The following is a 25,749-nucleotide window of genomic DNA, read 5'->3' on the forward strand; positions in this document are numbered from 1 at the left end:
TTATTATCATGTAGATATTGTTATCTTCCGTTGCCAGATGTGACACTTTTATGAACTTTTATAAAGTTTCCATTTTCTCTCAAAATGCGCGAAAATTTATTCCAATATTTAGTGAATGAAGAGAAACAGCAGATGAAAGTCGTTGTCGTTCATAAACTCTCTCCTGCTGAAATCAGAAAATATGGTAAATTACCCCTTCTTCTTCTGTGCTTCTGCTCTCAATAACTTCACTTCATGTGCAGTAAGTTCACGAGCGTCTCCAGGCTGTAAACCATTTAAATTTAAGAAAGAATATCTTTCCCTTTTTAATTTCATGACAGGTGTTCCAATTGCCTCAAACATTCTTCTTACTTGACGGTTTCTTCCCTCATGAATTTTCAATTCAACAATACTTGTACCTTTTTTCTTATCGACAGAAAGGATTTTTGCTCTTGCTGGAGCAGTTTTTCCATCCTCTAGCATAATTCCTCTTTCTAATTGCTTTACTTTTTCTCGAGCTGGTATACCTTTGACTTTAGCAACATAGACTTTTTCAATTTCACCTTTTGGATGCATCATTAAATTAGCAAATTCTCCATCGTTCGTTAATAAAATAATGCCTGATGTATCATAATCAAGACGTCCAATAGGATAAATTCTTGCTTCTATTTCAGAGAAATAATCTGTTACGACTTTTCTGCCTTTATCATCATTAACACTAGAGATTACTCCTCTTGGTTTATAAAGAATAAAATAAACAGGTTCTTCTCTTTCTACAGGGATGCCACTTACCTCAATTTTATCGTTTGAACCTACTTTTACACCTAATTCTTTAACTGTTTTTCCATTAACTTTTACTTTTCCTTCAAGGATTAATTCCTCTGCTTTTCTTCTTGATGCAATTCCTGCATGTGCAATTACTTTTTGTAGTCTTTCCATCTATATCACCTCATCCAATTTCTCAACAGTAAAAAATGATTGATCGTTTTTTATAAAGTATTTCTAAATGTTTATCCTATTTTATTAGTGTCAATTTATTAGAAAATAGACTAATTCAAAACGCTTGATCGTTCTTTTTTTGCCATTCCTATGAATTATGACATAAATTGATGAAATTTCAAAGAAATCTTTGAAATTAGAGGTGTTACTCATTAAATATTGATTAATTTATAAGCCTTTTTTAGAACTCTCTTAGAGAGAATCTGCCAAACTTTAAAATACAAAAAAATGCCTCAAAACAAAGTTCCTATACAACAAACTTCATCTAAGACATTTTATTATTATTTCCCAAACATTAAAGTTACAACTACAATAGCAGCGATAAATCCAACAAGATCTGCTAATAATCCGACTTTTAGGGCGTCACCCATTCTCTTTATCCCTACAGCTCCGAAGTAAACGGTTAATACATAGAGGGTTGTATCGGTGCTTCCTTGTATAACAGAAGCAAGCCTTCCGATAAATGAATCTGGTCCATAGGTAGCAATTAAATCGCTTGTCATTCCTAATGCAGCATTTCCCGATATCGGCCTAATAATTGCAAGTGGTGCTACTTCAGAAGGAACACCGATAAAGTCTAATACCGGCTTAAGAAAGCTCATAAAATACTCTAATGCCCCAGATGCCCGAAAAATAGATATGGAAACGAGCATTCCTACTAAATATGGAATAATGGAGAAAGCAATCTGAATTCCTTCTTTTCCACCTTCAACAAAGCTTTCATATGTTGGTACCTTTTTAAATGTTCCATACAGTAAAATAATCCCGATGAGGGAAGGAATCATCCACAATGAAATTAAAGATATAATCTCCATCACACATCACCCTTTTCTCATTCTCTTATGGTAAAAATAGCGATCAATCAAAATCCCACCTATACAAGAGAAAATGGTTGCGATAATGGTTGGTCCTACTATATCGGTTGGAGACGCAGAATGGTAATTCATTCTAATTGCAATAACCGTTGTCGGAATTAAGGTAATACATGATGTGTTTAGGGCAAGAAAGGTAATCATACTGTTGCTTGCTGTATTCTTGCCCCCATTTAATCTTTTCAATTCTTCCATTGCTTTAATTCCTAGTGGTGTTGCCGCATTCCCTAATCCAAATATATTTGCAATCATATTTGATAATATATACCCCATTGCAGGGTGATTTTTTGGAATCTCGGGAAAAAGCTTTGCTACTATTGGTCTAAATAGGTTTGTAAGTTTTTGGAGTAAGCCTGCCTGCTCCGCTATTTTCATCATCCCAAGCCAGAAAACAAGTACACTTATCAGTCCGATACATATTGTTACTGCTTCTTTTGCTCCGGAAAAAATTGCTTTATTGACTTCATCCATTGTGCCATTGATAGCTGCAAATACAATGCCAATAATAGCAAGAGCTGCCCAAATATAATTAACCATCCTGGCCAACCCCAGTCATTGCCATAAACATATTCTTGAAATAATCTAAAAAGCTTTTGGATTCTTTTTTCTTATCATGTTTAAAATGAATCGAGACACTATCAACGAGCTTATCATCTAAATATATTTTGGCTTCACCAACTATTTCAGGTACATCCTCCTGATTTCTTTGCCAATCTTTCTTAACCTTGGTCATTTTATACTCTACCTTAAATAAATCTTCCTCTTTCTTTGTCACAGGGAAAACAACAGCTGATTTTAGATAAACTTTATTCTTATAAAACTTATTTTTAACTGTTTTTATTGTCCCTTCCTCTAATACCTGTACCATTTTATATTGTTTAAATGCCGATTCAAACATATTGATATGATCGTCCCAGTCATCAGGATCATTTAAAGTGACTGCAATATAAGACACTCCATCCTTTTCAGCCGTACTAACTAACGTTCTTTTTGCTTTCTTCGTATAACCAGTTTTCCCCCCTGTTGAATACTCATAAAGACTAGTTAATAGTTTATTTTTATTTTTCCAGACTCGATCCCATTTATTATTGGAGCTTTCAGAACGATAGCTTTCTGTTCCAGCAATTTTTTTATATGTATCATTCTTCATTGCATAGCGGGTAAGTAAAGCCATATCATATGCCGTTGAATAGTGGTCTTCATGATCATCAAGACCATGAGGGTTGGCAAAATGCGTGTTCTTCATTCCAATTTCTTCTGCCTTTTGGTTCATTAAATAGACAAAGCCATCTAAGCTTCCACCAACTGTTTCTGCAATTGCAACTGCAGCATCATTTCCTGAACGAAGCATTAATCCATATACTAAATCCTCTAATTTAATTTTTTCCCCTTCTTGTAGATAGATAGACGATCCTTCTGCTCTAATGGCCATACTACTGACAGTCACAGTTTCATCTAATTTTCCAGACTCAATTGCAAGAATAGCTGTCATTATTTTTGTAATACTGGCAATTCTTCTTTGTGTATGTGCAGCCTTTTCAAAAATAACTCGTCCAGAATCTTGTTCCATTAAAATAGCACTTTGAGCGCTCACGTACATTTGTGCACTGCTTTTTTGTGGAATAGCAAGGAACAGAATGGAGGTAATGATAGTAAGAATAATAATTTTACGTAATTTCATTTAACACAACCTCGTCTCCTTTTATGGTTTGTACAAGTTTATGAAAAAAAAGACAGGCATATGACTAATAAATTCATGCTTTACTAGCAAATACAAAAATATGCAGCCCAGATAACTAAGCTACATACTGAAGACTGATTTTTATTTTTTCTTTATCATCAATTTTTCCAATACAGCCTGATTTACTAACTTTTCCCGTTAATAAGGTCTCCACTTTAATTCACAGGCTTTTAAAAATCTATTTTCAACATCTTTCCAATTAACGATATTCCACCAATTTTCTACATACTTTCCTCTATTGTTTTTATACTGTAAATAGTAAGCGTGTTCCCAAACATCAAGTACTAATAATGGAACGGTATCCCATTGCGTTAAAAGCATATGACGTTCGGATTGAAGAACTTCTAAATGCCTTGCTCTTGGAGACCATACTAGAAGTGCCCAGCCAACACCCTCTACCGCTTTCGCTGCTTCTGTAAAATGCTGCTTAAATGCTTTGTAACTACCGAAATAATTCTTTATCTCTTCCAATAATGCCCCTTTTGGCTCTCCGCCGCCATTCGGACTCAAATTACTCCAAAAAATCGTATGAAGATAATGCCCCGAACCATGAAAAGCAAGCTCTCTAGACCAATGTTTCACAAGTGTAAAGTCATTATCCTTTCTTGCTGTTTTCAGCTTTTCTTCGGCCTTGTTTAACCCATCAACATAGGATTGATGATGCTTCTGGTGATGTAGCTCCATTATTTCTTTTGAAATATAAGGCTCTAGTGCATCATAAGCATATGGTAATCTTGGCAATTGATGCTTCCCAGCTTCTATGGTTGGCTCTTTCATAAATATTGTTCCAAGCTGCTGTCTTTGTGCAAAGTAGCTTTCCATCTGATCATGAAGCTCCTCTGCCTCGTGCTGTATTCTAATTAATTCTTCTGTTTCAATTGGTCTTCTTTGAACTCCTTCCATTAAATGTGAAAACTTATCAAGCCTATTCCATATACTTTCTTCCTTTTGTACTTCTTCCGCCTCTAATAAGCTTTTTAATTGCTGGTTCCAAATCAACACATTTCGTACATATTCATTGTAACTACTCATCTATGTGTCAACTCCATTCCTTCCAAATTCGTTCTTATAAAAGGTATGACAAAAGGGGTAGCATCATGTCTTTAAATTGCAGTCATCGCATATCTTCTACTACAGTTAAACTTTTGAAAAAACAAAGAAGTATCTAAGCTATTGCCTAGATACTTCTTCTTAATCTTCTATTTGCTGAAAAGATTCAAAAAATAAATCTGCTTCTTCTTGATTGAACTCTTCTTCTTTTTCTGTTAACGGAGGAAGTTCTCCTAAATTCTTTAATCCAAAATGGTCTAAAAATTCTTTTGTTGTTCCATATAGGATTGCTCTGCCTGCCCCATCTGCTCTACCAACTTCTTTAATTAGCGCTTTAGCTGACAGTGTATGGAGTGGTCTTTCTGTTTTAACCCCTCTAATTTCCTCAATTTCAGCTCTTGTAATTGGCTGTTTATAGGCAATGATTGCTAACGTTTCTAAAGCAGCCTGCGATAAAGTGGAAGCATGGGGAGATTCCACTAACTTCTTTAGATAATCCGAATGTTCTTTCTTCGTAGCGAATTGATAAGTACCAGCTATTTCAATAATTGAAATTCCTCTTGTTTTATCTTTACGATAATTTTTAATTAACTCATCTACTAATTGTTCCACCTCTAATTGCTCCAAATCTAGGACGTGCATTAATTGCTTAATCGTTAATCCTTCATCCCCTGCAGCAAATAAAAGACTCTCAACTACCGCTTTCCAGTCATTCACTTTCAACCTTTTATTCAACTTCCTTTCCCATTACAAAAATATCTGCGAAGTTTCCTTCTTGTTCCACAAATATTTGTCTACGCTTTAAAAGTTCTAGTATTGCCAAAAAAGTCACTACAATATGTGATTTTGTCGCAACTGGAAAAAGTTCATCAAAAGATGTTCTCCCTTTTCTATTACGTAAGAAGCCAACAATTTCTTCCATTCGATTTTCAATCGGAATTTCTTGCCTCGTGATTTTCGTAGCAAGGGGCGCCTGCAACTTCTTTCGTTTAAGTAGTTTTTGAAAGGCAGCTAGCATATCATATAAAGAAACATCTAATTCTTGCTTTGCCATTTCTTCGGTCTTAATGCTAAAATCTGATAAATCACTTGGGGGTTTTGTAAATATAAGCCCTCTTTCTAATTCCATCTCTTTTAAATCGTCGGCAGCCTCTTTAAATTTACGATATTCTACTAACCTTTCAATTAGTTCTTCTCGTGAATCCTCTTCCGGCTCATAGATCAAATCGTCATCAAGTAAATCTTCCTCGTGCTTTGGCAGGAGCATTTTACTTTTAATCGCTAAAAGAGTTGCTGCCATTACCAAAAACTCACTTGCTACATCCAATTGTAGCACCTGCATAGCATGAACATAATCTAAATATTGTTCAGTAATTTCTGCTACGTTAATATCATAAATATCAATTTCCAATTTATTGATTAAATGAAGAAGCAAATCTAACGGTCCTTCAAAACTATCAATTTTCACATTATACTGCATCATTCTCACCAAAATCCTAATAGAATACCCTTAACTTAATAATGATAGTATTAGTATAGAGGAAACACAATAGTTATCCAACAGAAAAATCATCCAATTCACTTTTTTATCGCTTATCATTACATTTTTTTCAATTATCGATATAATAATAACCATATAAATGAAGGTTGTTTACAAAGTTTGTTTATAGCTTTACCCGCAGCCTGAATGAAAAAGGAGACGTTTTATGTATCCAAAGGAATATATGCAATTTCTTGTTCATTTTCATGGGGATCAAGATTTTTTTGAATGTCATGAAATATTAGAAGAGTTTTGGAAAAAGGTCGATAGTCGGAATAAGGAATCCATCTGGGTAGGATTGATCCTCATGGCAGTCTCTGCCTATCATCATCGAAGGGAAAATTTCAAGGGAGCACAAAAAACAATCATTAAAAGCAGGAAGCTTTTAGAAAAACACAAAGAAGCCTTAAAGAAATTAGGACTTGATGGAACAGGCTTACTCCATTTATTGTGGAAACAAGAAAAACATATTGAACAAAGCCAAGTATTTTGTCCATATCGCTTACCCATTTCTGATTTGCTCCTAGAAAAACAATGTGAAAAGTTGGCACAATCAATGAAAATAAGATGGAAAAATAAGGAAAAAATCCCCGTGGAAATTATTCATCGCCATTTAATACGTGATAGAAGCTTAGTTATCCAAGAGCGCGAAGAGGCTATTAAGAAGCGTGAAAGGGAATAGCCAGTACTTTTAGGCAAAATAAAAAGAGACTCTTTCATGCAGAAAAACCTTTACTTGGTTTTTCTACACAGAAACAGTCTCCACTACTATTTATCTACTCGAACACCATCGTTACACTTAGATAAAAAATTCACAATTAAATCATTTGATTTCATCGTACGATTAGGGTAAAGTCCTTTAACAGCCTGTACCATGGATTTTCCAACACCTTGATGTCTATGAGATGGATTAACAGATATATGATGAATCGTAATGGAAGATTCGTCTTCAAAAATAACACCGATTAAACCAATAATATCTTCTTCATCTTTCCACAAGAATAATTGCCAGTTTTCATTAGACTCATATTGTTTAATTGTTTGTTGTAATACTTTTAAATCTTTTTCTGCTGGCATAAAAGATAATAAGCCCATTGCAATCTTTTCAAATGCCTTTTTATATCGAATAATCATTAATATCCCTCATTATTTTTAAAACATAGTCATTAACAGTTTTCCCATCCAAAATAAGATTCAATCAATCTTTCCTTATCTTAAATCAAAAAAATATTCATCTGCACCGAAGTTGCCACGAATTTATTATCATCCTCATCCTTTTTTCGTAAGAATCATCCAGAACCGCCCAAAAGTACATTATATATGTTATTGGTTCTATCATACATAAATTAGCGATATTCTTCAATGAAAATCTTATAAGCATTAGGATTCATTACCACATATGCCTAAATACCCAAATTTCTAACATTTAGTCTAATTCTTACACCATTAAATCCAAATTACTTATTACAGAGAATTACTTTCATTTTATTCGTATTAAAGGGCTTTCCAGGATCTTTCGCTCGTCCCTCCCCACTTACATTAGTACAGATGTCATTTCACACAAGGATTCTCGTTTGCTTCATTAAAAAAAAGAATTTAAATGCTAAACCTAAACTTTTACGTTAAAACTCTATTTAATACTATATAAAATATGCATGCATCTTTAAAAAAGCTACAAAAATCTTTATTTTTTCAACCATTATGGAGAATAATAAAGGGAAAGAAAAACAACATGACTATAATAGGAAACTAATTGCTATTTATATACGTCTATTAGATATAGTCACTTTACATTAAGTGAAAATATGCTATTTTAAAGAGATAAGGCATATATACTACTAAAAAATATGTACATCAGAAGGAAAATCAGGAGGTAAATAAATGAAAAAAAACAAACTACTACTATTGGTACTTGCGTTCATACTAGTTTTACCAATACCAGCTTACGCAGATGTCGCAGTTGGCGATATGATTGTTACCCTCGGAGAAAATTTAACAGCAGAGCAAAAGCAGCTTTTATTAACCGAAATGAATGCTCCTGAAGATGCTGAAATTATAACGGTTTCCAATCAAGAAGAACATCAATATTTAGGAAATTATATCTCAAAATCGTTAATTGGTACTAGAGCGATATCCTCTTCTGCCATTACAATTGGGGACAAAGGTACAGGTATTCAAGTAACAACGAAAAATATAAACTGGGTTACTGATGAGATGTATATTAATGCATTGATTACTGCAGGCGTAAAGGATGCGAAAATTTATATTACCGCTCCTATTGAGGTTTCAGGCACTGCTGCCCTAACAGGTATTATTAAAGCATATGAAGTGTCTACTGATACTGTAATACCCGAAGATGTAAAACAGGCAGCAAATGAAGAGATGGTAGAAACAGCTAATTTAGGGGAAGATATCGGACAAGAAGAAGCTACTGCTTTAATGGCAAAAATTAAAGAGCAGATAGCGAAAGAAAAACCAAAGACAGTTGAAGAGGTACAAACAATCATACAGGATTCTGCTAAGGAATTAAATATCAATTTAACAGATGAGCAGTTACAAAGTCTTATTTCTTTCTTTAATAAACTTAAAGAACTTAACATAGACTGGAATCAAGTAGGAAATCAACTAAGTGAAGCGAAAGATAAACTAACTGGCTATTTAGAAAGTGAAGAAGGAAAAAGCTTTTTAGCAAAGATTAAAGAAGTTTTTGCAAGTATTGTGGATGCGATAAAATCTTTCTTTTCCTAACATTTAATACTATCCCACTCTTAACGGACAGAAAGCCCCCCCGGATGGTTAGTTTCTCGTTATCACAGCCATTGTTTAAAGAGGCTGGGACATAAGTATTCCAGTTAGATAAAAAAAGAACGATTATACAAATTCAATGTATGATCGTTCTTTTTTTTAGTCTTAAAAAAGAAAGTTTCAGTGAAGTGAACTGCCCATAGGAGTCTACGTGTAATCAGGCTGCTCCGTTTTCCAATTAATTAATTTTTTCTATTTCGATAATAGTTTTTAGAAAAACAGCCTTTAAAAACGAAGTGGAATGGAGAGGAAGACACTCGACTCCTGCGAGAAATAGAGACGCTTTAGACCCCCAGGCGTGCCGAGGAGGCTAAAGCCTTCCTCTCCGGCGCATCGAGTTGTCTGTAGCACAATGGAACGAATTAGTTTTTACACTTGACTATATTTAAAATCATAAATATTCAGGATGAAAAAGTAGCCTATATTTAAGAACTAAATTAGAGATTGTTCGTCTTTACAGATTGGCTATTTAGTTTTGTCCCAGCCTCTATTTTTTCAAAGAAGCAGCTTCTTTATACGGTAAATCTAATCGTAATAAATCTTCAAATGATTCTCTTTGAACTACTAATCTTGCTTCCCCGTTTTCCACGAATACTACTGGCGGTCTTGGAATACGATTATAATTATTTGCCATGGAATACCCATACGCACCAGTACAGAATACAGCAAGAACATCTCTGTCATCCGCTTTTGGTAAAGGCAGGTCCCAAATAAGCATATCCCCTGATTCACAGCATTTTCCAGCAATTGAAACTGTTTCATCTGGTGCCTGCAGAGGCTTATTCGCAAGAACCGCTTCATACTTCGCTTGATATAAAGCAGGGCGAATGTTATCACTCATTCCTCCATCAATTGCTAAATAATTTCTGACATTTGGGACTTCTTTTCGTGAACCAATTTGATATAGTGTAGTTCCAGCATCACCTACAAGAGATCTTCCTGGCTCAATCCATATTTCCGGCATTTTCATTTTCAGATTGCTTACTTGTTCTTTTACTTCCTTGATGATTACTTCTACATATTCAGCAGGCTTGATTGGTTGGTCTTCCGCTGTATAACGAATACCAAATCCACCACCTAAATTTAAGACTTGTGACTCAAATCTATGCTTCGCTTTCCACTCTGTTAAATGCGCCATTATTTTTTTGGCAGCAAGTACAAAACCTGTTGTATCAAAAATTTGGGAGCCAATATGACAATGAAGCCCTAAAACTTCTAAAAAAGGTGACTCTTTCGCCTTTAACAAAGCAGCTTCCGCTTGTCCATTTTGTAAGTCAAAACCAAATTTTGAATCTTCCTGTCCCGTTAATATATAATCATGCGTATGTGCTTCAATACCAGGTGTTACCCTTAAAAGAATAGACATTTTTGTCTTTTTTTCTTCACATAATTGATGTAGCATTTCAAGTTCATAAAAGTTATCAACGACGATACAGCCAATCTTATAATCGATTGCCATCAATAGCTCATCTTTACTTTTATTATTCCCATGAAAATGTATTCTTTCTACAGGGAAATCAGCAGCAATAGCTGTATATAATTCACCACCAGAAACAACATCCAAAGATAAGCCTTCCTCATTTGCTAGTTGAACCATTGCAATCGTAGAAAAAGCCTTACTTGCATAGGCAACTTGCGCTTTCACGCCTAATTGGTCAAACGTTTGCTTAAACCCTCTAGCTCTTTCTCTAATTAATTCCACATCATAAATGTAGACCGGTGTTCCAAATTTTTCGACTAATAAGAGCGTATCTACTCCACCTATTTCAAGATGACCAGCATCATTTACTTTTGAAGTTCCGTAATAGTGCATTGATTCCCCTCTATTCTTCCATAAATTATTATAAATACTCCTCTATCAAAAACAGACAGTCTAAAGGAAGCACTTGTCTGTTTGTGAAACTTATTTTTATCCCGTAAGAAGGCCGTAACACTCACCATAAAATCACGATTAAAAAAGATTCAAGAGGAATACAGCTCGTAAAAAACGATTCATTCAACTAACATTCCAAGGTAGGTAGAACCCCTCTGTTGATTGAAGTTTCACTTTATTAATAGCTCACTTTAATTATCCAAATGTACCATAATTTCAGGCAATTCTCAATAGCTGATCAACTAATTTTACCAAAGAGAACGGGCAGCTATCCACTCTCTAAAGAGCTGAAATAATCTGCCCGTTCTCCCACTACTATTCAAAAAACAACACTGTTTTTCTTCTTAAGGCTGCTTAAATCGATCTTGTGGATGTAAATGACTTGGTCTAATTCTGTTGCCTGGAACCGTACGGCGTACAAGAATTTGAGCAAAGGCTTTTGGATAAAAAGGGATAAACGGCCATAGATAGGGTACGTTTAATGTTCTTGTGCGGATTAGGAATAAAAGATAAATCGTTATTCCAATAATAAATCCTGGCGTACGGAAAATCGCTACTACAATTAACAAACCTAATCGAACAATTTTGTTGGCAATTCCCAATTCATAACTAGGTGTAGCAAAGTTACCAATTGCTGCGACAGACACATAAAGAATTACCTCTGGAACAAATAAACCTACATCAATCGCAATTTGTCCAATAAGGACTGCAGCAATTAACCCCATTGCGGTTGATAATGGTGTTGGTGTATGAATGGCGGCAATCCGCAAAAATTCTAATCCTATGTCTGCTAAAAAGATCTGAACGACAATCGGAATATTTGTCGTTTCATTCGGACCGATAAAAGCAAGCCTTTCAGGTAACAAAGATGGTTCTAATACTACCAAAAACCAAAGAGGAAGGAAAAAAATCGAAGCAATAACACCAATGAATCTAACCCATCTTATAAAGGTTCCAATCATCGGGGCTTGCCTATATTCTTCTGCATGCTGCAAATGATGGAAAAAGGTTGCGGGTGTAATAATAACACTTGGTGATGTATCTACATAGATAATCACATGTCCTTCTAATAAATGAGTCGCTGCTACGTCCGCTCTTTCGGTATATCTAACAAGAGGATACGGATTATAACCTTGCTTTAATAAAAATTCTTCAATCGTTTTATCAGCCATCGTTAATCCATCTGCTTTTATATTTTGCATTTCTTTTTTGACAATTTCAATTAAATCTGGATCTGCTACTCCATCAATATACCCAACAGCAATATCGGTTTTAGAACGCTCTCCTACTCTCATAATTTCAAAGCGTAATCGCTCATCTCTAATTCTTCTTCTTGTAATAGCTGTATTTACGATAATATTTTCGACAAAACCATCTCGAGAACCACGAACGACCTTTTCCGTGTCTGGTTCTTGCGGCATTCTTCCTGGATAGCTTCTTACATCTACAACTAGCCCGTGATTATAGCCCTCTACGACAATGGCAATTAATCCAGAAAGTACTTGATCCACCAATTCATCCATTTTTTCAATTGGCTGAACACTTTGGTGAACCAGTTGATTTTCAACAATATCAAAAATATTGCTTGCCTGTGATTTTCTATCTGTATCATTTAAGAATAATAGCTGCTCTAACAATTCAGCAATTAAAACACTGTCACATAGTCCATTCACATAGTATAAATGGACTTGTTTTCGCATTACTTTTATTTTGCGGACGCCTAAATCAAAGCTCGTTCCAAGCCCGACCCGATCCTTCATATATTTTTCTACATTATCTAAATCTTCGTATATCTGAACCTTTTTTTCAGTCTTGCTGCTCATAAAAACCACTTCTTTCTAAAATATATTCAACTGCTTTTCTCGTAATCGGCGCTCCTTTTTCGTAAGAGTCTTTTTTTCCCATTTTCCCAATGTCACCAATACCAACAACAAGAGGTAAGTTTAACTCATCCAAGACGTATACGGTATCTCCATTCACTCTTCCCAATTCCATTTCTGGAATTCCATATTTGTCAACACCATAGGGAGTTAATTCTCCATCTTGGTCAATCGAAACATCGATTTTCGTCCATTCTTCTCTTCTTGTTCTGCTGGCCACTGCAATGACTCCCAACACTTCTAAATCAGGATGAGTTGCTATGTATTTTAATGCTCTTTCACCAGTACCTTCTCCAACAAACCCACTATCATCAAACATAACTAAAACAGGATCATTTTTAGCTTGCTTAATAAGACTTAAAATTTCCTTGCCACTATGATGGCTGGGATTACCAAATGAAGTAGATATACATCTCCCACCTACTTCCTTTGCTACCATCTCAACGGCTCTCTTGGCATACTCGTCTCCATCGGTTATAAGTATTACTTTTCTCCTGTTTTCCATTCTTTATACTTCCTTTCTGTTTCTAATATTATGGAATAAAATAGATCCAATGAAACAAGGAGCCAAAGATTTTACCAAAAACAAGAGCCATCATTAAAACTAATAATCGATCGTCAATTCCAATTCTTTTAGCTAAAAGGGGGAATACATCTAACACCTCTGTTAATGCAGCCGCAATCATTCCCACATAAATTCCATCTGCCAATCCCATTAGAATAAGTAGAAAAGCCGGTAAAGAAAAAGTTGGTTCTTGTAAAAATGCAAGTGTTCCTAAAACAGCTCCTAAAACCGCAGCCCATTCATATGCATATATTTTACTGAAGGTTTTCGTCAATTGCGTCAGCCTAGGAATAATGCCAAATACCGTTAAAAAAGCAACATATCCGGCACCAACCGTAATTCCCCAAGCTAAGCCTACAAAAATGACAAATAAGATACTAATGATCATCTAATTTCTTAATACTTTCTTTATTTTCATGCATAATCATATATTGATCTAAAGACTGCTGATAATTAAACACTTCTACTTCTAACGGGCTCGGCTCTTCATTTAGCCGCTTTTTAAAAACATGGTTAAAAAATATCACCATTCCAAGTCCTAATCCGATTGAATACGGTATCTGAAAAATTAACGGTTTTTCTATTTCCTTACCGGTAATCATCTTAAAAATGCGCTGATGTACAGTCTGCATACTTACATCTTCATGGAAATTCATAATGGTCAACCCAGACCCAATAAACAGCAAAAGCCAGACTAGTATAAAAAACGGAAGCGTTACTTTCTTCTTTTCAAAAACTACCTCTATAATTGTTTGAGCAGGTCCAATCAGTTGAATTTCCAAGTCTTTATATCGCTTTTTTATCTCGCGAATAACCTGTGTACTATCTATAATAATGATGTTCTTATCCTGCTCTGTTATATGGTAAAGACATACATTTTTTAGTGACGACAGCAGTTCATCTGTTGCAATGATTTGCGCAAGGTCCTTTAGGAATATCCGTTCATCTGACTTTTTTTGAATTCGATGCTTCATCCGAATATATATCGTCTCTGCCATAATTTCCACGTCCTAACACACATTGTTTTCCTATTGAGTGTAGTATTCGATAATCTTTATAAAAATATGAAAGACTTCTAAATGGTAATTTTTTCTTAAAACTATAAAATGATAGGGATTTGAATCCAAAATGGATTTCATTCTACGTAATCAACTTTCCATCACTTCATCATCACTCATCCCCCAAAAATACCGTTTATTCAAAAAGGGGTGCGGATTACAAAAAAGTCGGCAATCCTCGTATAGAGATTTGCCGACTTTTTCCTATTTAAAGATCCATCTGTTCTTTCATTTGCAGTAATATTTTTTTTTCAAGCCTAGAAACCTGAACTTGGGAAATCCCTAGCCTTGTAGCTACTTCTGACTGGGTCTGATCTTTATAGTATCGTAAATAAACAATCAAACGTTCTCTTTCATCCAATTCGCGGATTGCTTCCTGCAGAGCTATCTTATCAAACCATTTGCCTTCATTGCCATCATCGATTTGATCCAATAAAGTAATAGGATCCCCATCATTTTCATAAACTGTTTCATGAATGGAGGATGGCGTTCTTGCTGCTTCTTGCGCGAGAACGATATCTTCTGGAGGTATATCTAAAAACTCGGAAAGTTCCCCAACTGTTGGTGTTCTGCCATATTGTTTAGATAATTCGTCCTTCGCCTTACGAATTTTATTACTTAATTCTTTTAACGATCTGCTTACCTTTACCGTCCCATCATCACGGATAAATCGTTGAATTTCTCCAATAATCATTGGGACAGCATAGGTTGAAAATTTTACATCATAGCTTAAATCAAATTTATCAACGGATTTTAATAGACCGATACATCCAATTTGAAATAAATCATCTGGATCATAGCCTCTATTTAAAAATCTTTGCACGACTGACCAAACAAGACGCATATTTTTCTGAACGATTGTATCTCTTGCTGATTGATCTCCATCTTGGCTTCGTTTTATTAAGTCTTTGACTTCATGGTCTTTTAGATACGTTTCCTTCTTATCTTTCTTTACCTCCACATCCATAGACGATTCTCCTTAATTGCTTAGCATTTTGCTATTCATCAAATGCTTACGCAGACGAATCTCTGTTCCGCTATCTGGACTTGACTGAATTTCGATTTCATCCATAAAGTTTTCCATGATGGTGAATCCCATACCAGATCGTTCAAGCTCTGGCTTTGTCGTAAATAATGGCTGTCTTGCTTCCTCTACATCGAAAATTCCTTTCCCTTCATCCCTGATGGTTAAATCAATGTATGAATCTTCTAATATGACAGAAATATAAACAATTCCATTTGGATCATTTTCATATCCGTGAATAATACAGTTTGTCACTGCTTCTGATACGACTGTTTTTATTTCTGTCAATTCATCCATTGTAGGATCAAGCTGTGCAATAAAAGCTGCCACGGTCACACGTGCAAACGACTCATTCTGGCTAAGAGCGCTAAATTGGATATGCATTTCGTTTCTCATCTTAAGCTACCCCCAATCGTTGTAGGGCAAATTCTTCATTTGTTTCTAGCTTCATAATTTTAAACATGCCTGACATATCAAATAAGCGCTGTACACTCGGTGAAATAGCACAAATCACCATTTCTCCTCCAAGCTGCTTTATTTGTTTATATCTGCCCAATATAACACCTAACCCAGAACTGTCCATGAAGGATAAGTGTTCAAGATTTAACACGATGTGACGAATATCATAGCTCTCTATGGCAGTAGTTGCTTTTGTACGCAATTCTTCTGCATAGTGATGATCCAATTCCCCAGATAGGCGTATACAAAGTACATTGTTTTTAACTTCCAACTCAATATTAAGACTCACAAGAATAGCCTCCTTATTTGGTTTAAAGAAACTATTCTAGATTCATATTTCATTTCCTTCTCCACAGACAAAACTAGTGCCAATTCGCTAAAAAAAGAAGGAATACTAATCGATTCGACAACACTAAAAATACTATTCTGTTTTCGTAAACATTCCAGCTGAGCGTTTAAATAATGTCCACCATTTTGCTTGCTTTATTTCTTTTTGGGCAACTAACGGACTTGAAACTAATGTTTTGCCATCTTGTTTATACGTAATTTTTCCAATTTCCTGCCCTTTTTCAATTGGAGCTTTCAAATTTTTATTCATGGTGATTACTTTTTCTAATTTATCTATTTGCTCCCCTTTTTTCGTAAGGATGGAAATAGGTTCGCTTGTGACTGCAGTTATTTCTTTTTCTGATCCTTTACTTACCTTCACTTTGCCAATTGCTTCTTCCCGTTTATGCAATGGATGTGTTTCATATTGACTAAATGCATAATCAAGCATTTTTGTTACTTGAGCATTTCTTTCTTTCGATGTTGGCGCACCGAAAACAACAGCAATTACCCGCATTCCATTCTTCATAGCAGTTGCTGTTAAACAATATTTCGCTTCAGCAGTAAAACCAGTTTTTAAACCATCTACTCCTGGGTAAAACTTAACAAGACGGTTTGTATTAACAAGCCAAAACTTTTTATCTGTATCTTCTCTTAAATAATCTTCATACGTGCCGGTGAATTTTGTAATATCTTCATATTTCAATAGCTCTTTAGCTATAAGCGCCATATCTTTTGCAGAACTGTAATGATCCGCTACCGGCAACCCTGTTACATTTTGAAACTGAGTACTTTCTAAACCTAATTCTTTTGCTTTTTTATTCATTAAATTAACGAATTCATCTTCAGAGCCTGCTAATCTTTCAGCAACGGCTACAGCAGCATCATTTCCTGAACCGATAGCAATTCCTTTTAACATTTCCTCTGTCGTCATTTCTTCTCCAGGTTCTAGGAAAATTTGTGAGCCACCCATAGATGCCGCATGCTCACTTGTACGTATTTTTTCATCTAGCTTTAATTTCCCTTGATCAATCGCTTCCATGATTAGTAGCATCGTCATTATTTTGGTCATACTTGCTGGGGGAAGCTTTTCCTCACTGTTTTTTTCATACATAATAGTTCCTGTATCTCGATCAATTAAAATGGCTGATTTTACATTATCGACTAATTCTTGCTTTTTCTCAGCAGCTAATGTGCTTGGTGCCAAAATTGATGTTATAAAACAGGTAATGATTAACATTGATATGATGCGTTTCATCTATTGACCCTCCATTCTATATAGCCTCCATTTTTTCCAAAAAAAACAGGTTTATACAGCTAATGAGGAATATTCATAAAATAATATGAATAGCTCTAATTTAAGATAGAAAGAGTAGTGCATTTTATATGAAAAGTTAGGCTAGTTTGATAATCTAGGTTATAATTAATAGTGGTAAAAGGAGGAAAACAATTGATGCATTTAAAAACACCTGAGCAAATTGAAAAAATGAAAAAAGCAGGAGAAATTCTTGCAGATTGTCATAAAGAAATCAAAAAATTAATCAAACCTGGCATTACTACCGAAGAAATCGATGTATTTGCCGAAAACTTTATATTACAAAGAGGGGCCACTCCTGAACAGAAAGGCTACCATGGTTATCCTTTTGCAACATGTGCATCTATCAATGATGTAATCTGTCACGGTTTCCCTTCCAAAACAACCTTAAATGAGGGAGATATTGTTACTATAGATATGGTAGTAAATTTAGACGGATGGCTTGCTGATTCTGCATGGTCTTACGCAGTAGGGAATGTCTCAGAAGATGCGAAAAACTTATTAAAAACAACAGAAGAAGCCTTATACATAGGAATAGAACAAGCGGTGACAGGAAACCGAGTGGGAGATATCTCCCATGCCATTCAAACGTTCGCTGAAGCTAAAGGGTATGGCGTAGTTCGAGATTTTGTTGGGCATGCAATTGGTAGAGAAATGCATGAGCTACCTCAAATCCCTCACTATGGCCCACCTAATGTAGGAACGCGCCTAAAAGAGGGGATGGTTATTACGATTGAACCTATGTTAAATATCGGTATGTATCACGCCAAGGTTGATTTAGATGGATGGACAGCACGTACAGTTGATGGTAGCCTGTCTGCGCAATATGAGCATACTTTAGCCATTACAGCTAATGGACCGGTTATTTTAACAAAACAATAAACACACACCCAATGGCTTCCATTTCGCCATTGGTTTTTTTTTGACAATACACGCCGCCCCCCTTTTAATTTTTTTTATAAAAAAATGAACTTTTTAAATGTAATAATACTCATATAATTGAGAGGTGAACGCATGAATGTGAAAAAACTCGTACACAAGGCAAAAAAGCAAAATAAAAAAGCTTTACTTCAGTTAGTAATGCAACAAAAAGATGATTACTATCGTTTAGCCTATTCCTATATGAAGAATCCACATGATGCAATGGACGTAATGGAAGAAATGATTATCATCTTGTATGAGAAAATTGAGCAACTAGAAAACATCGAATCCTTCTATAGCTGGAGCAAGACTATTTTAGTAAACATATGTAAGAGAAAATTAAAAAAACAGCAAAAAGAGCTACTTGTCGATGATATCGAGATACACTCTAATACAACTCAAACAACCGACCCCTATAAATATAAAGCAGAGACGATGGATATAGAACAATTGCTAACATCATTAAATCCGAATCAGGCGGAAACAATAAAATTAAAATACCTACACGATCTAGATAATGCAACGATTGCTAAAATCACTAATGTCTCTGTTGGAACGGTAAAGTCAAGAATTCACAATGGATTAAACCTATTAAAATGGAGCTATGGGAGGCAAGATAAATGAACTCAATGGAACAAAAATTAATAGAAGAAAAAAAGAAGTTAACAAACATAACTGCTCCTCCTGAATTAGAACAAAGACTAACGAAAGCACTTTATACTAAGCAAGTTAAATTTTTTCCTTTTAAGAAATGGTTCCTATTATCTGCAGCTATTATTTTATTCATTTTTATTACTTACCAATCAAGTACATTTGCTTATTACGGAAAAAAACTATTAGGATTTGATACGATTATGACCCAATCATTAAAAGATTTAAATGAAGATGGATTCGGTCAAAGTATTGAACAAGCACATATGTTACAAAACGGTACAGAGCTTACAATAAATGGGCTTGTTTCCGATGAAAATAGATTGGTTGTTTATGTTACTTTAACAAATGAAAATGGCTTATCAAATGAATTGAGCAGTATTTTTAACCCTCAAGAAATAACTGGTTTTTTTACGAATGCAAAAATCGGTGGTTCTGTTTTTGAAATAAATGATGCCAATACAAAAATGACTGGAATTTTAAATTTCGATCCAGTTAGCGCTTTTTCTAAAAAACTTAAGCTACAATACTATTACTGGAAAAATGATACCGAAATAATCGAGGGGGCGGTTACTTTTCCCTATAATCACAAAGAAGCATTGCAAACAAAAATGAAGCAATCTATTAATAAAAAAATAAAAGTCGATAAAGGAACGGTTAATTTTAAAACCATTACAGCTACCCCCACTCAAACAGTAATAGAAGGAACATTTAATGTCGAGAATTATGACCGTCTCAGTCATGGATTTGACGGAGTGGAACTAATTGTCAATGGCCAGCCCCTCCCATTAGAAGGCTACAGTAGTTCTTCATCTTTTGGTAAAAATAATGCTTTTTCCATTGAATATGGTGGGTTACCTAAAGATGTAGATTCACTCGAAATCCATATGAAAAACTTTATTGGATATAAAGAAATAAATAAATCGATTTCTCTTACAGGAAAAGAAGAAAATAGAGTGATATCATTTGAGAATGGTGAATTAACAATAAATAACATCCAATTAAATGATGAGTTGAATATACGTATCTCAACGAGTGATTCCATTTTATTGGATAAAGTAAGAATTATTAATGAGGAACAAAAAAAGATTCCGCTAAAAACGACAATTAATCAACAATTAACAAAAACCAATGATGAAACGATTCTAAATATGCGAACTTTAGTATTTAAGACAAAATCTATGCCTCTAGAACTTCATATTGGTGGATTGCATTATATGAAAGAGTATAATAAAAAAATAGATATCCCCTTAGAATAAACGAAAAGACTCACAAAGTATCAGCTATGAAACTTAAAATAGCCTCATACAATTTGTGGGTCTTTTTCTTGTCTAATAATTATTCTGTAATTACTTCATAAATTAAAGTAGGAGCCTTTACTACACTTGATGAAAGCTTAATGTTTTCATACAATTTTTTTGTTACATCGTCGATATCATTTGTATTACTATAGATCGTAACAAGAGATTCGCCTGCCTCGACTTTATCGCCGATTTTCTTGCGTAAAACTAATCCTACTGCAAGGTCAATTGCTGATTCTTTCGTTACTCGACCAGCACCTAATAGCATAGCAGCAGTACCAATGCTGTCAGCAGTTATTTCTGCGACATAGCCAGTTTCTTTTGCTGGAAGCTCGATTATATATTTAGCCTTTGGTAATAAATCTGTATGATCAACAACTGTTGCATCGCCACCTTGGGAACTTAAGAAAAGTTTAAATGTTTCAAGCGCTTTGCCATTATCAATTGCCTCTTGCAGCATTTCTCTCGCTTTATCTGTAGACTCTGCTTTACCAGCTAAGTACACCATATGGCTACCTAAAGTTAAACATAATTCTGTCAAATCTTCTGGCCCATTACCATTTAATGTATCAATTGCTTCTTTTACTTCTAAAGCATTGCCAATTGCATATCCTAAAGGCTGGCTCATATCAGAAATCACAGCCATTGTTTTTCTGCCAACATTATTCCCTATTTTAACCATTGCTTCTGCAAGCTCTCTTGAAGCATCTAATGTTTTCATAAATGCTCCAGCACCTGTTTTAACATCTAAGCAAATGGCATCTGCACCTGCTGCTATTTTCTTACTCATGATACTGCTAGCAATTAAAGGAATACTATTAACAGTAGCTGTTACATCTCTTAAAGCATATAACTTTTTATCCGCAGGAGTGAGGTTACCACTTTGTCCGATTACCGCTAATTTATTTTTATTTACTAAGTCAATAAACGCTTCTTTTTCTATTTCGACGTGAAATCCTTTTACGGATTCTAATTTATCGATTGTTCCACCAGTATGTCCTAGTCCTCTTCCACTCATTTTCGCCACTGGAACACCTACAGCAGCTACAAGTGGTCCTAATACTAATGTTGTTGTATCGCCAACTCCTCCAGTAGAGTGTTTATCTACTTTAATTCCTTCAATGGCGGATAGATCAATGACATCTCCTGAATGTACCATCGCCATCGTCAGCTCTGCACGTTCCGCTTCTGTCATATCTTGAAAAAATACTGCCATAGCAAAAGCACTCATTTGATAATCTGGTATATTGCCCTCTGTATACCCTTTGATGATAAATGCTATTTCTTCTTTTGTTAACTCTAAACCGTCTCTTTTCTTCTCGATTAAGTCGACCATTCTTAATGCCATAATTGAATCTCCTTCATAATGTATTGAAATCTTTTCTCTTTAAATTGCAAAAATTAAAGTCGCGTTACTGTATTACTCTAGGATTTGAATTATGTAAACGGTGTAAAAATTTATAACGCTAAAGAGCTACCACTTAAAACGGTATGTTTAGATGGTAACTCTCTATTTTAAACTAGTTAATTATGCACCGATTTCTTTAATCAATTCCTTTACATATTGAAGAAAGTTTACTTTAACTTTTTCCGTTGTTTCAATTACTTCTTCGTGATTAAGAGGTTGATCCAGAATACCAGCTGCCATATTCGAAATACAGGAAATACCTAACACTTTCAGACCTGCATGACGAGCTACAATTACTTCTGGTACAGTTGACATACCGACTGCATCTCCACCTAATATACGAAGCATTCTTACTTCTGCTGGTGTCTCATAAGATGGTCCCGTATTTCCAACATAGACTCCTTCTTGCACATTAAGACTAATTTTACTTGCGACATTGCGTGCTGTTTCACGAAGATTTTTACAGTATGCTTCTGACATATCAGGGAATCGTACACCTAACTTGCTGTCATTTGGACCGATCAATGGGTTTGTTCCCATATTATTAATATGATCAGAGATTAGCATTAAGTCACCTGGTGCAAAGTTTTCATTCACTCCACCAGCTGCGTTTGTTACAATTAATTTTTCCACACCTAGTTCTTTCATTACTCGAACTGGAAAAGTTACTTTATCAAAGGAATAGCCTTCATAGAAATGGAAACGCCCCTGCATAGCCACTACTTCCATCCCATTAATTGTTCCAAATACAAGCTGACCAGCATGTCCTTCCACTGTAGATACAGGAAATTCCGGTATATCTTCATATGGAATTTTCACTGGATTTTCAATTTCCTCTGCCAGAACACCTAAACCAGAGCCAAGAATCAGGCCAATTTTAGGCGTATTTGCATATTTTTGTTTTAAGAAATCAGCTGACTGTTTAATCATTGTAAAATTCATTTTTATTCCCCTTATATTAAGTCATTTAAGAAACTTGTTCCATGTTTAGGCAATTTAACGTCAAAGTTTTCTGCAACCGTAGCGCCAATATCAGCAAATGTTTGGCGAAGTGATAATTCCTTCGGTTCCTTCAGTGCTTTACAATAAACTAACAATGGCACATATTCTCTTGTATGATCAGTTCCATGATGAATCGGATCATTTCCATGGTCTGCCGTAATAATTAATAAATCATCATCCTTCAGTAATTCAAATACTTCCGGAAGTCTAGCATCATATTCTTCTAAAGCTTTTCCATAACCGATTGGATCTCTTCTATGTCCAAATAAAGCATCAAAATCTACTAAGTTCAAGAAGCTTAGACCAGTAAAATCCATTTTTAAGGTGTCTACAAGTTTGTCCATTCCATCCATATTTGAAACGGTTCGTAAGGACTTTGTAACCCCTTCTCCATCATAAATATCAGAGATTTTCCCAATTGCAATACTTTCGATACTATTATCTTTTAATTCATTCATTACTGTACGATCGAATGGTTTTAATGCATAATCATGACGATTAGCAGTCCGTTTAAAGTTTCCTGGCTCTCCAACAAATGGTCTAGCAATAATACGTCCAACCATATATTTCTCGTCCAGTGTCAATTCTCTTGCTAATTCACAAATGCGATATAACTCATCTAATGGCACAACCTCTTCATGAGCAGCAATTTGAAGCACAGAATCTGCTGAGGTATAAACGATTAAAGCACCTGTTTTCATATGCTCTTCGCCTAATTCATCCAAAATTTCTGTTCCACTTGCTGGTTTATTGCCGATTATTTTTCGTCCTGATTTTGCTTCGATTTCATTTAGTAACTCGTCTGGAAATCCGTCTGGAAATACACGGAATGGTGTTTCAATATTAAGACCCATTATTTCCCAATGACCTGTCATTGTATCTTTTCCATTCGATGCTTCCTGCATTTTTGTATAATATGCAAGCGGTTTTTCAGCTGGCTCTACACCAGCTATTTTTTCAATATTACTCAGACCTAGTTTTGCCATGTTCGGCATATGTAGTCCGTTCATTTTTTCAGCAATATGACCTAATGTATGTGCACCTAAGTCATTGAATTTTTCTGCATCAGGCGCTTCGCCAATTCCAACTGAATCCATTACAACGAGGAAAACGCGATTATATTTATATGTAGACATTTTCATCCTCCTTTTACCATTTCAATCATCCTATTTTGCCCTACTGTATGTATCTTTATTAACCATAAAAATTATAGCATAATCGTCAGAAGTCTGACATCTTTTTCAGCAATGTTTTCATTAATTTTAGGGATTATTAAATCGTTTTCCTACTCTCCTCCTTATTATACTTTTTTTAAAAAAATTAGGCTCTGTAATTATTCATTGTTGATTTTCTAGTAGTATGAGAACTCAATAGCCGAAAATTTCCGGCTATTGTACATAAAGTTAGCTTAAGAAGCGGATATAAACGGAGATATTCCGATTAACTGTTAAAAATAAGACAAAATCCAAAGATTAGGATACGATAAACGGAAAAACCTCCTTTACTTTTAAGGAAATGTGTTTATTTCTCAATTTAAACGGAAGTATTTCGTTTTATTTTTCAAACACAATAAAATCAACATTCAGTTATAACAGAGCCAAAAATAAAAAGAACACTGTATTTAATGCTAACAGTGCTCTATGCTCTTGGATGAAATTGACTATATACATCCTTCAATCTAGTTTTTGTTACATGTGTATAAATTTGAGTTGTCGAAATATCAGCATGACCAAGCATTTCCTGAACGGCCCTTAAATCTGCACCATTTTCCAATAAGTGTGTGGCAAAGGAATGTCTTAATGTGTGTGGCGTTATTTCTTTTTCGATATGTGCTTCCTTGCCTAAGCGTTTTAGGATTTTCCAAAATCCTTGTCTCGTTAATCTATTACCATGATGGTTTAAAAACAAGGAATTTTCCGTCGCCTTTTTATGCTGTGAAAACGCAGGTCTTGCTTCATTTAGATATGTCTCTAATGCTCTTGTTGCCGCTCCGCCAATTGGTATAATTCTTTCTTTGTTCCCTTTTCCGATACAACGGATAAACCCCATTGTGAGATGAACATCATCAATATTTAAATTAATTAATTCACTCACACGAATTCCTGTTGCATAGAGAAGTTCTAGCATTGCCTTATCCCTAAGTCCATAATGATCCTTTTTATGTTGGAAATCGAGCAGTGCTTCTACTTCCTCCATTGACAAAACTTTTGGTAATGTTCTTTCTGCCTGTGGTGTTTCAATATGTACGGTCGGATCTTCATCAAGCACTCGGTCGCGAAATAGGAATTGATGAAACGCGCGAATGGATGCAATATGGCGAGCAATTGTTTTAGATGATTTTCCTTGATCCTTTAAAAATCCTAAAAAACGAATAATATGAGAACGCTGTACTTCTTTTAAATCACATTTCTCCACATTTTTCATATACTTCATATAACTTTTTAAATCTCTCTCATACGATACAAGCGTATTACTCGCCAAACCCTTTTCTACTAATAAATAATGCATAAAATCCTTTAATTGATCTTCCATAGAATTACTCCCCATTTAAATAAAACAGGAATATTCGATCCCTCCATGAATATTTTTCTGTTTCTAGACTATTATCTGCATTCACCTTAATGGCAGAACCAGATGGCTCGTCATAACGATGAAGCTGTTGATATTCTTGATTAAACCAAACGATTGCATAATAAAAAAGTATTGTACATCCTGTGAACAAGAGAAACACTTTTAATGTATTCATCATTGCTTTTGTCCATCTTCTCATCCGAAATCCCTCCATAGCTTCTCTAATACAAGCTATGCCAGGTTGGACAATTAATATACCTAATGAACCTATTATTCTTATTATAATGGATAGAAATATAATTTAAAGTGTTAATCGCCGAAATAATTTCTTGATGTTTTCAACTGGAGTTCAACGTGATTAAACAATAAGGCTGTTTTCATGAATAATCTTATTTTTAGGAATAAATA

The 25,749-nt window shown here is 34.9% G+C and carries 27 protein-coding genes; 5 read left to right on the top strand and 22 right to left on the bottom strand.

Going from position 1 to position 25,749, the window contains the following annotated elements; translation table 11 throughout:
• Positions 1 to 189: 189 nt before the first annotated feature.
• From rluB to AB3U99_RS14725, 7 genes are all read right to left on the bottom strand, one after another.
• The gene (gene rluB, locus AB3U99_RS14695; protein WP_400242076.1) at positions 190 to 918 is read right to left on the bottom strand and encodes a 23S rRNA pseudouridine(2605) synthase RluB; all 729 of its coding nucleotides are present in this window, start codon (positions 916 to 918) and stop codon (positions 190 to 192) included.
• A gap of 341 nt (positions 919 to 1,259) precedes the next feature.
• Positions 1,260 to 1,793: a spore maturation protein gene (locus tag AB3U99_RS14700; protein WP_400242078.1), complete on the bottom strand. Its 534-nt coding sequence runs from the start codon at positions 1,791 to 1,793 to the stop codon at positions 1,260 to 1,262.
• Positions 1,794 to 1,799: 6 nt separating this feature from the next.
• On the bottom strand, positions 1,800 to 2,387 hold the full coding sequence (locus AB3U99_RS14705) for a nucleoside recognition domain-containing protein (protein ID WP_400242080.1): 588 nt from the start codon (positions 2,385 to 2,387) through the stop codon (positions 1,800 to 1,802).
• Positions 2,380 to 3,531 (bottom strand): D-alanyl-D-alanine carboxypeptidase family protein, encoded by a 1,152-nt coding sequence (locus tag AB3U99_RS14710; RefSeq protein WP_400242081.1) that lies wholly within the window; start codon positions 3,529 to 3,531, stop codon positions 2,380 to 2,382. Before AB3U99_RS14710 ends, AB3U99_RS14705 begins: the two co-directional genes overlap by 8 nt.
• Before the next feature lie 198 nt (positions 3,532 to 3,729).
• Positions 3,730 to 4,623: a superoxide dismutase gene (locus tag AB3U99_RS14715; protein ID WP_400242083.1), complete on the bottom strand. Its 894-nt coding sequence runs from the start codon at positions 4,621 to 4,623 to the stop codon at positions 3,730 to 3,732.
• Between the two features lie 159 nt (positions 4,624 to 4,782).
• Positions 4,783 to 5,364 (bottom strand): SMC-Scp complex subunit ScpB, encoded by a 582-nt coding sequence (scpB, locus tag AB3U99_RS14720; RefSeq protein ID WP_400248087.1) that lies wholly within the window; start codon positions 5,362 to 5,364, stop codon positions 4,783 to 4,785.
• Positions 5,365 to 5,368: 4 nt separating this feature from the next.
• Complete coding sequence (locus tag AB3U99_RS14725; RefSeq protein ID WP_400248089.1) at positions 5,369 to 6,121, bottom strand: segregation/condensation protein A; 753 nt, start codon at positions 6,119 to 6,121, stop codon at positions 5,369 to 5,371.
• A gap of 226 nt (positions 6,122 to 6,347) precedes the next feature.
• On the opposite strand from AB3U99_RS14725, the gene AB3U99_RS14730 reads away from it, so the two are divergent.
• On the top strand, positions 6,348 to 6,863 hold the full coding sequence (locus AB3U99_RS14730; RefSeq protein WP_400242084.1) for a DUF309 domain-containing protein: 516 nt from the start codon (positions 6,348 to 6,350) through the stop codon (positions 6,861 to 6,863).
• 86 nt (positions 6,864 to 6,949) lie between these two features.
• On the opposite strand, the gene AB3U99_RS14735 is transcribed toward AB3U99_RS14730, so the two are convergent.
• A complete protein-coding gene (locus tag AB3U99_RS14735) occupies positions 6,950 to 7,315 on the bottom strand; it encodes a GNAT family N-acetyltransferase (RefSeq protein WP_400242086.1) in 366 nt (121 codons plus the stop codon).
• Between the two features lie 747 nt (positions 7,316 to 8,062).
• Here AB3U99_RS14735 and AB3U99_RS14740 point away from each other — a divergent pair.
• On the top strand, positions 8,063 to 8,929 hold the full coding sequence (locus AB3U99_RS14740) for a DUF1002 domain-containing protein (protein WP_400242088.1): 867 nt from the start codon (positions 8,063 to 8,065) through the stop codon (positions 8,927 to 8,929).
• A gap of 544 nt (positions 8,930 to 9,473) precedes the next feature.
• Here the strand turns inward: AB3U99_RS14740 and lysA are convergent.
• The 9 genes from lysA to AB3U99_RS14785 form a co-directional block, all read right to left on the bottom strand.
• On the bottom strand, positions 9,474 to 10,799 hold the full coding sequence (gene lysA / locus AB3U99_RS14745; protein WP_400242090.1) for a diaminopimelate decarboxylase: 1,326 nt from the start codon (positions 10,797 to 10,799) through the stop codon (positions 9,474 to 9,476).
• Between the two features lie 404 nt (positions 10,800 to 11,203).
• Positions 11,204 to 12,682 (bottom strand): spore germination protein, encoded by a 1,479-nt coding sequence (locus AB3U99_RS14750; RefSeq protein ID WP_400242092.1) that lies wholly within the window; start codon positions 12,680 to 12,682, stop codon positions 11,204 to 11,206.
• Entirely contained in the window at positions 12,666 to 13,244 is a 579-nt protein-coding gene (locus AB3U99_RS14755; protein ID WP_400242094.1) for a stage V sporulation protein AE, read from the bottom strand. Before AB3U99_RS14755 ends, AB3U99_RS14750 begins: the two co-directional genes overlap by 17 nt.
• A gap of 28 nt (positions 13,245 to 13,272) precedes the next feature.
• Positions 13,273 to 13,692: a stage V sporulation protein AB gene (locus AB3U99_RS14760; RefSeq protein ID WP_400242096.1), complete on the bottom strand. Its 420-nt coding sequence runs from the start codon at positions 13,690 to 13,692 to the stop codon at positions 13,273 to 13,275.
• A complete protein-coding gene (locus AB3U99_RS14765) occupies positions 13,682 to 14,302 on the bottom strand; it encodes a stage V sporulation protein AA (RefSeq protein WP_400242098.1) in 621 nt (206 codons plus the stop codon). The genes AB3U99_RS14760 and AB3U99_RS14765 overlap by 11 nt, the downstream gene beginning before the upstream one ends.
• Positions 14,303 to 14,570: 268 nt before the next feature.
• Positions 14,571 to 15,329 (bottom strand): RNA polymerase sporulation sigma factor SigF, encoded by a 759-nt coding sequence (gene sigF, locus AB3U99_RS14770; protein ID WP_312092434.1) that lies wholly within the window; start codon positions 15,327 to 15,329, stop codon positions 14,571 to 14,573.
• A 12-nt stretch (positions 15,330 to 15,341) separates the two neighbouring features.
• On the bottom strand, positions 15,342 to 15,782 hold the full coding sequence (spoIIAB, locus tag AB3U99_RS14775; protein WP_312092432.1) for an anti-sigma F factor: 441 nt from the start codon (positions 15,780 to 15,782) through the stop codon (positions 15,342 to 15,344).
• Position 15,783: 1 nt separating this feature from the next.
• The gene (gene spoIIAA / locus AB3U99_RS14780; RefSeq protein WP_400242101.1) at positions 15,784 to 16,134 is read right to left on the bottom strand and encodes an anti-sigma F factor antagonist; all 351 of its coding nucleotides are present in this window, start codon (positions 16,132 to 16,134) and stop codon (positions 15,784 to 15,786) included.
• A gap of 132 nt (positions 16,135 to 16,266) precedes the next feature.
• Positions 16,267 to 17,430 carry a D-alanyl-D-alanine carboxypeptidase family protein gene (locus tag AB3U99_RS14785; RefSeq protein WP_400242103.1) on the bottom strand — a complete coding sequence of 388 codons (1,164 nt, stop codon included), beginning with the start codon at positions 17,428 to 17,430 and terminating at the stop codon, positions 16,267 to 16,269.
• 192 nt (positions 17,431 to 17,622) lie between these two features.
• Between AB3U99_RS14785 and map the strand changes: the two genes are divergently transcribed.
• The 3 genes from map (at position 17,623) to AB3U99_RS14800 (ending at position 20,318) form a co-directional block, all read left to right on the top strand.
• Positions 17,623 to 18,369, top strand: coding sequence for a type I methionyl aminopeptidase (gene map / locus AB3U99_RS14790; RefSeq protein ID WP_400242105.1), 747 nt, complete (start codon positions 17,623 to 17,625; stop codon positions 18,367 to 18,369).
• Between the two features lie 132 nt (positions 18,370 to 18,501).
• Complete coding sequence (locus AB3U99_RS14795; RefSeq protein ID WP_400242107.1) at positions 18,502 to 19,032, top strand: RNA polymerase sigma factor; 531 nt, start codon at positions 18,502 to 18,504, stop codon at positions 19,030 to 19,032.
• Positions 19,029 to 20,318 (top strand): DUF4179 domain-containing protein, encoded by a 1,290-nt coding sequence (locus tag AB3U99_RS14800; RefSeq protein ID WP_400242108.1) that lies wholly within the window; start codon positions 19,029 to 19,031, stop codon positions 20,316 to 20,318. Before AB3U99_RS14795 ends, AB3U99_RS14800 begins: the two co-directional genes overlap by 4 nt.
• 79 nt (positions 20,319 to 20,397) lie before the next feature.
• On the opposite strand, the gene AB3U99_RS14805 is transcribed toward AB3U99_RS14800, so the two are convergent.
• The 5 genes from AB3U99_RS14805 to AB3U99_RS14825 form a co-directional block, all read right to left on the bottom strand.
• Positions 20,398 to 21,708: a pyrimidine-nucleoside phosphorylase gene (locus AB3U99_RS14805; RefSeq protein WP_400242110.1), complete on the bottom strand. Its 1,311-nt coding sequence runs from the start codon at positions 21,706 to 21,708 to the stop codon at positions 20,398 to 20,400.
• Between the two features lie 180 nt (positions 21,709 to 21,888).
• Positions 21,889 to 22,710 (bottom strand): purine-nucleoside phosphorylase, encoded by an 822-nt coding sequence (locus AB3U99_RS14810; RefSeq protein ID WP_400242112.1) that lies wholly within the window; start codon positions 22,708 to 22,710, stop codon positions 21,889 to 21,891.
• 11 nt (positions 22,711 to 22,721) lie between these two features.
• Positions 22,722 to 23,906 (bottom strand): phosphopentomutase, encoded by a 1,185-nt coding sequence (deoB, locus tag AB3U99_RS14815; protein ID WP_400242114.1) that lies wholly within the window; start codon positions 23,904 to 23,906, stop codon positions 22,722 to 22,724.
• A gap of 502 nt (positions 23,907 to 24,408) precedes the next feature.
• Positions 24,409 to 25,302 (bottom strand): site-specific tyrosine recombinase XerD, encoded by an 894-nt coding sequence (xerD, locus tag AB3U99_RS14820; RefSeq protein ID WP_400242116.1) that lies wholly within the window; start codon positions 25,300 to 25,302, stop codon positions 24,409 to 24,411.
• Between the two features lie 4 nt (positions 25,303 to 25,306).
• Positions 25,307 to 25,540, bottom strand: a complete 234-nt coding sequence (locus AB3U99_RS14825; protein ID WP_400242118.1) for a YqzK family protein — start codon at positions 25,538 to 25,540, stop codon at positions 25,307 to 25,309.
• Positions 25,541 to 25,749: the final 209 nt, after the last annotated feature.

The sequence above is a fragment of the Niallia tiangongensis genome, from assembly GCF_044704065.1.
Taxonomy (GTDB): Bacteria; Bacillota; Bacilli; order Bacillales; family Cytobacillaceae; genus Niallia; species Niallia tiangongensis.

Excerpts from the sequence above, each read along its gene's own strand:
- rluB (WP_400242076.1), bottom strand. The coding sequence starts at position 918 with ATGGAAAGACTACAAAAAGTAATTGCACATGCAGGAATTGCATCAAGA.
- AB3U99_RS14700 (WP_400242078.1), bottom strand. The coding sequence starts at position 1,793 with ATGGAGATTATATCTTTAATTTCATTGTGGATGATTCCTTCCCTCATC.
- AB3U99_RS14705 (WP_400242080.1), bottom strand. The coding sequence starts at position 2,387 with ATGGTTAATTATATTTGGGCAGCTCTTGCTATTATTGGCATTGTATTT.
- AB3U99_RS14710 (WP_400242081.1), bottom strand. The coding sequence starts at position 3,531 with ATGAAATTACGTAAAATTATTATTCTTACTATCATTACCTCCATTCTG.
- AB3U99_RS14715 (WP_400242083.1), bottom strand. The coding sequence starts at position 4,623 with ATGAGTAGTTACAATGAATATGTACGAAATGTGTTGATTTGGAACCAG.
- AB3U99_RS14725 (WP_400248089.1), bottom strand. The coding sequence starts at position 6,121 with ATGCAGTATAATGTGAAAATTGATAGTTTTGAAGGACCGTTAGATTTG.
- AB3U99_RS14730 (WP_400242084.1), top strand. The coding sequence starts at position 6,348 with ATGTATCCAAAGGAATATATGCAATTTCTTGTTCATTTTCATGGGGAT.
- AB3U99_RS14735 (WP_400242086.1), bottom strand. The coding sequence starts at position 7,315 with ATGATTATTCGATATAAAAAGGCATTTGAAAAGATTGCAATGGGCTTA.
- AB3U99_RS14740 (WP_400242088.1), top strand. The coding sequence starts at position 8,063 with ATGAAAAAAAACAAACTACTACTATTGGTACTTGCGTTCATACTAGTT.
- lysA (WP_400242090.1), bottom strand. The coding sequence starts at position 10,799 with ATGCACTATTACGGAACTTCAAAAGTAAATGATGCTGGTCATCTTGAA.
- AB3U99_RS14750 (WP_400242092.1), bottom strand. The coding sequence starts at position 12,682 with ATGAGCAGCAAGACTGAAAAAAAGGTTCAGATATACGAAGATTTAGAT.
- AB3U99_RS14755 (WP_400242094.1), bottom strand. The coding sequence starts at position 13,244 with ATGGAAAACAGGAGAAAAGTAATACTTATAACCGATGGAGACGAGTAT.
- AB3U99_RS14760 (WP_400242096.1), bottom strand. The coding sequence starts at position 13,692 with ATGATCATTAGTATCTTATTTGTCATTTTTGTAGGCTTAGCTTGGGGA.
- AB3U99_RS14765 (WP_400242098.1), bottom strand. The coding sequence starts at position 14,302 with ATGGCAGAGACGATATATATTCGGATGAAGCATCGAATTCAAAAAAAG.
- sigF (WP_312092434.1), bottom strand. The coding sequence starts at position 15,329 with ATGGATGTGGAGGTAAAGAAAGATAAGAAGGAAACGTATCTAAAAGAC.
- spoIIAB (WP_312092432.1), bottom strand. The coding sequence starts at position 15,782 with ATGAGAAACGAAATGCATATCCAATTTAGCGCTCTTAGCCAGAATGAG.
- AB3U99_RS14785 (WP_400242103.1), bottom strand. The coding sequence starts at position 17,430 with ATGAAACGCATCATATCAATGTTAATCATTACCTGTTTTATAACATCA.
- AB3U99_RS14795 (WP_400242107.1), top strand. The coding sequence starts at position 18,502 with ATGAATGTGAAAAAACTCGTACACAAGGCAAAAAAGCAAAATAAAAAA.
- AB3U99_RS14800 (WP_400242108.1), top strand. The coding sequence starts at position 19,029 with ATGAACTCAATGGAACAAAAATTAATAGAAGAAAAAAAGAAGTTAACA.
- AB3U99_RS14805 (WP_400242110.1), bottom strand. The coding sequence starts at position 21,708 with ATGGCATTAAGAATGGTCGACTTAATCGAGAAGAAAAGAGACGGTTTA.
- AB3U99_RS14810 (WP_400242112.1), bottom strand. The coding sequence starts at position 22,710 with ATGAATTTTACAATGATTAAACAGTCAGCTGATTTCTTAAAACAAAAA.
- deoB (WP_400242114.1), bottom strand. The coding sequence starts at position 23,906 with ATGTCTACATATAAATATAATCGCGTTTTCCTCGTTGTAATGGATTCA.
- xerD (WP_400242116.1), bottom strand. The coding sequence starts at position 25,302 with ATGGAAGATCAATTAAAGGATTTTATGCATTATTTATTAGTAGAAAAG.
- AB3U99_RS14825 (WP_400242118.1), bottom strand. The coding sequence starts at position 25,540 with ATGAGAAGATGGACAAAAGCAATGATGAATACATTAAAAGTGTTTCTC.